At 47.8% G+C, this 4,237-nt stretch carries 4 protein-coding genes; 1 reads left to right on the top strand and 3 read right to left on the bottom strand.

Going from position 1 to position 4,237, the window contains the following annotated elements:
* Positions 1–248, bottom strand: a 248-nt coding sequence (locus ACEW8S_RS04445) for a methyltransferase (RefSeq protein WP_373516976.1), incomplete at its 3' end; no start/stop codon positions are given.
* Positions 249–451: 203 nt separating this feature from the next.
* On the opposite strand from ACEW8S_RS04445, the gene ACEW8S_RS04440 reads away from it, so the two are divergent.
* Positions 452–2,059, top strand: coding sequence for a hypothetical protein (locus ACEW8S_RS04440; protein ID WP_373516975.1), 1,608 nt, complete (start codon positions 452–454; stop codon positions 2,057–2,059).
* 67 nt (positions 2,060–2,126) lie between these two features.
* On the opposite strand, the gene ACEW8S_RS04435 is transcribed toward ACEW8S_RS04440, so the two are convergent.
* Together ACEW8S_RS04435 and rimM are read right to left on the bottom strand one after the other, a co-directional pair.
* Positions 2,127–3,566: a sulfatase gene (locus ACEW8S_RS04435; protein ID WP_373516974.1), complete on the bottom strand. Its 1,440-nt coding sequence runs from the start codon at positions 3,564–3,566 to the stop codon at positions 2,127–2,129.
* A gap of 142 nt (positions 3,567–3,708) precedes the next feature.
* Positions 3,709–4,237: ribosome maturation factor RimM (gene rimM, locus ACEW8S_RS04430; RefSeq protein WP_373516973.1), on the bottom strand; the 529-nt coding region annotated here is incomplete at its 5' end.

Genomic DNA, 4,237 nt, shown 5'->3' with positions numbered 1-4,237 from the left:
ACAAACTCGTCCAGCCCGGCGTGGTAGCAGAACAACCGGTCGCCCCAAGGCGAGGCCTCAAAGTTTTCGATACATTGTTCATAGGCCGCTTCGTCGATTTCCAAGGCGTCGATGGTTTCCGCGCCGCTTCGTTGGGCGAGCATCAGGGCAATCAGTCCCGTTCCGGCCCCGATATCCAAAATGCTATCCGGATTTTTATCCAACGATGTCCATGCGCCCAGTAATACCCCGTCGGTACCCACCTTCATGGCCGAACCTTTCTGGTCAATAATAAATTCTTTAAAGCTAAAGTGTTCTTTCAAATCTTGATAAGCTATGAGATTAGGGTTAAATTTTTTCGGATTAGGAGTCCATTACACATACTATATCACTTTTTTCAAAACTTTTGCGGAAAAACCAAACCTTTTTTTAAAAATATCGTATAAACTCTGTTAACTAAATAACAATTACTATGAAATCACTTGTAAAATCCCTAAGGATACTGCCGATTTTTGCAGGCATCTTTTTTGTCGCCAGTTGTAGTAACGACGACGGCACCGTGACCCCACCGGAAGAACCTGAAATGGAAGAACCAGTTACCGAAACGGATTCGAAAACGTACGATCTTGGTCCCGTATCAAACCCCGATATTTTGGGTACGGCCAAATTTATTACCTTCAGTAACGATTCGACCGTTATCGAACTCAACCTTGAAGGCACCACGGACGGAAACATGCACCCCGCGCACATTCATTTCAATACGGCCGTCGAAGGGGGCGATATTGCCCTAGACCTGACTGCTGTCGATGGCGCGACGGGCGAAAGTTCGACCCCTGTAACCGAGCTAAACGATGGTGCCGCGATAAGCTATGCCCAACTTTTGGAGTATGACGGCTATATCAACGTGCATTTGAGTACGGAAGATTTGGGCACCCTAGTCGCCCAAGGCGATATCGGGCAGAACGAATTGACCGATACTTCAAAGGAGTATGCTTTGGGCAGCGTTTCCGACCCCGATATTAATGGCACTGCCACCTTTACGAAAAGGGTCAACGGTGAGGCTTTGGCGGTACTGGCATTGAACAATACCGCGGAGGACGCTGAACATCCGGCCCATATCCATATCAATACGGCTGCGGAAGGCGGTGCGATCGTTTTCGATTTTATTCCCGTTAATGGCGAAACCGGACTAAGTATGACCAATGTGGCCGAATTTAATGACGGTACGCCATTTTTGTACGACGATTTGCTTGAATATGACGGCTATATCAACGTTCATTTTAGTTTGGAAGATTTGGGAACTTTAGTCGCCCAAGGCGATATCGGCCAGAATGAACTGACAGGGGAAAGTGTGGACTATGATCTCGCAGCGGTTTCGAACCCCGCAATTTTTGGTAAAGCCAACTTTGCGGAGCGTGTCAATGGGGAAACCTTGGTTTCGATCGATGTGGAAGGCACGACCGCAGGAAATATGCATCCGTCACATATACATATAGGTTCGGTAGAGGATGCTCCCGGAGCGATTATCGTTTCTTTGGGCGATGTGAACGGCGAAACCGGAACTTCGGTGAAAAATGTAACCGCGTTGAACGGAGTAGACGGCACATCGAATGCGGGAGACCCACTTGATTATGCTGCCATGATTGCCATAGACGGGTATATCAATGTGCATTTAAGTATGGAAGACCTGGCGACGTTGATCGCCCAAGGCAACGTCGGGGCCAACGCAGGGGATGATGATGGTGAAGAAGATGCCGAGGTCGTTAACTACGACGTGACCAATGTGGGAGTTACCGCCTATATTTTTAATTCGGATGGTCTGGAGAACATTGAAAATCCAGATTTGACCTTAAAAAGAGGGCAGACCTACACCTTTACCGTAAATGCCTCGGGACATCCGTTTTATATCAAGTCCGTTCAGGGCAATACCAATACCGATGCCTATAGCACGGGAGTTACCAACAACGGCACACAGGATGGAACCGTAACTTTTGAAGTTCCTATGGATGCCCCCGACACATTATATTATAATTGTCAGTTCCATGCGGTCATGACGGGGGTTATTACGATTACGGATTAAGCGAAAACGCTAACTTTCTTTTTTGAACCCGCTACCCTTAAGTAGCGGGTTTTATTTTATCCTATATTTACTCGACTGCACCGGCCTCTCGGGTTTCCGAACCTTCCACATCCTTTAGAGAATCGCCCAGTTGGGAGCGCATGTCATCGGCTAGGGCCTTGATTTTTTCCACGATTTTAGGATGTTCTTCCGCCACGTTTTTGGTCTCGCTCTCATCGTTTTCAAGGTCATACAGTTCTATTTCGGCTAAATCGACCATTCGATATTCTCCGGGTAGTCCGTCTTTGCCGGGCTCTTGTCCGTTCATCGTTCGATAGGTATGCGGAAAATAGAGTTTCCATTTGCCGTAGCGTACCCCGTGAAGCTCGTTGACCCGATAATAAAAGAAGTAGGCTTCTTGTGGACTTTTTTCGGATTCCCCGGTCAGCACCTTCCAAACGTTCATACCATCGATGGTTTTTTCGGGAAGTCCTGAATCGGTAATGGCTGCTATTGTCGGGAGGAGGTCTATGGCCATGACGGGAACGTCGACAACCTTTCCTGCGGGCAGCTTTCCGGGCCAGCGGGCGATAAAAGGTTCGCGCTGTCCGCCTTCCCAAGCAGTGCCTTTGCCTTCCCGGTAGGGCAGGGCGCTTCCGGCGTGGTTACCATAGGCCAGCCAAGGGCCGTTGTCGGAGGTGAAAATGACCAGGGTGTTTTCCTCTAGGGCATCCTCCCTTAGAGCTTTCAAAATCTGTCCGACGGACCAGTCGATTTCCATGATGACATCCCCATAAAGTCCACGGTTGGATTTTCCCTTGAACTTATCCGAAACAAATAAGGGAACATGCGGTTGCGGATGCGGCACGTAAAGAAAGAAGGGATTGTCTTTATTTCTATGGATGAAGTCTACACCGTGTTCTGTGATCTGGGTGGTCAGTTGCGTCTGGTCGGTCAAAGTATCGATTACGGTTTCGTTCTCGTAGAGCGGCAATGGTCCAAAGTTGAAAACCGGTCCTTGCTGCGGATGCAAGGGCCACATATCGTTGGAGTAGGGGATGCCGAACCACTCGTCGAATCCGTTTTTGGTGGGAAGGAAATCGAGATGGTCGCCCAAGTGCCATTTGCCGTAGATGGCCGTATGATATCCATTGGCCTTGAGCATTTCTGCCAAAGTGGTTTCAGAAGTATGCAAACCTTTTTTGCTATCGGGCATCATAGCATTGTGGATGCCGATACGGTTCGGATAACAACCGGTCAAAATACCGGCACGGGATGCGGAACATACCGCTTGTGCCGAATAATAGCTGGTCAGTTTGATGCCATCGGCCGCCATTTGATCAAGGTTCGGGGTAGCGATATCTTCCGCCCCGAAAACGCCTACGTCTCGATAGCCTTGATCGTCAGTGAAAATGAGAACGATGTTCGGCGGCCTTTCTACCTCGGTCTCGGTGTTTTTGCCCTTCGTTTCAGATTTACAGGAGAAAAAGAGGATGGGCAGAAGTAAAAAAAGGAGGTACCTGAACATGTTTTTTGAGGTTTAGATGCTAAAGGGGATAAATGGTCTAAAGTATAGGCATACCGGATAAGATGCGCTATTAAAATCAAAAATAAGGAAAGAATGTGGAATACTGTGGGAAAGCCTTGGTCCAAGATTTTTATGGAAAGCATTATCCAAGATAAAGTTCCACCAATCCGTTAGGTGTAGATACCTTTACGATTTTTTTCTCCCGATCCAGCCCGGTAAAGATATCATCGGTAATGGGAATTAGCAGTTGTTTCCCATCTTTTTCGACCTCAAAAATGGCTTGTGAAGTCGTATCGTTGACGCCGGTAATGGTTCCAATATTCCCGTGCACGGCATCCTCGACGGTAAACCCTGTGATTTCATGGAAGTAAAATTTATCGCCTTCCAATTTGGGCAACATGGTAAGGGGTAGAAAGAGTTGGTGGTTCATGATCCGGTCCGCGGCGGGCTCGTCCTTGACTTCCTCGAAATCGATACGTAGCAGTAGCGATTTGTGCAATCGGCAGCGGTCAATAAAAAATGGAACCAGATTACCGCCTTTCATGGCGATAAGCACTGATTCCATAGTTGAGTAGATTTCGGGCTCGTCGGTTTCGATTTTCACGAGTACCTCGCCCTTATAACTGTATTTTGAAACGATTTTACCGAGGTAGAAGCAATCTTCCTTGCGC

Origin of the sequence: Pricia sp., from assembly GCF_041745955.1 — a bacterium.
In the GTDB taxonomy this organism is placed as follows: domain Bacteria; phylum Bacteroidota; class Bacteroidia; order Flavobacteriales; family Flavobacteriaceae; genus Pricia.
The sequence above is the reverse complement of the archived record's forward strand: the minus strand, read 5'-3'. Positions and strand labels throughout refer to the sequence as shown.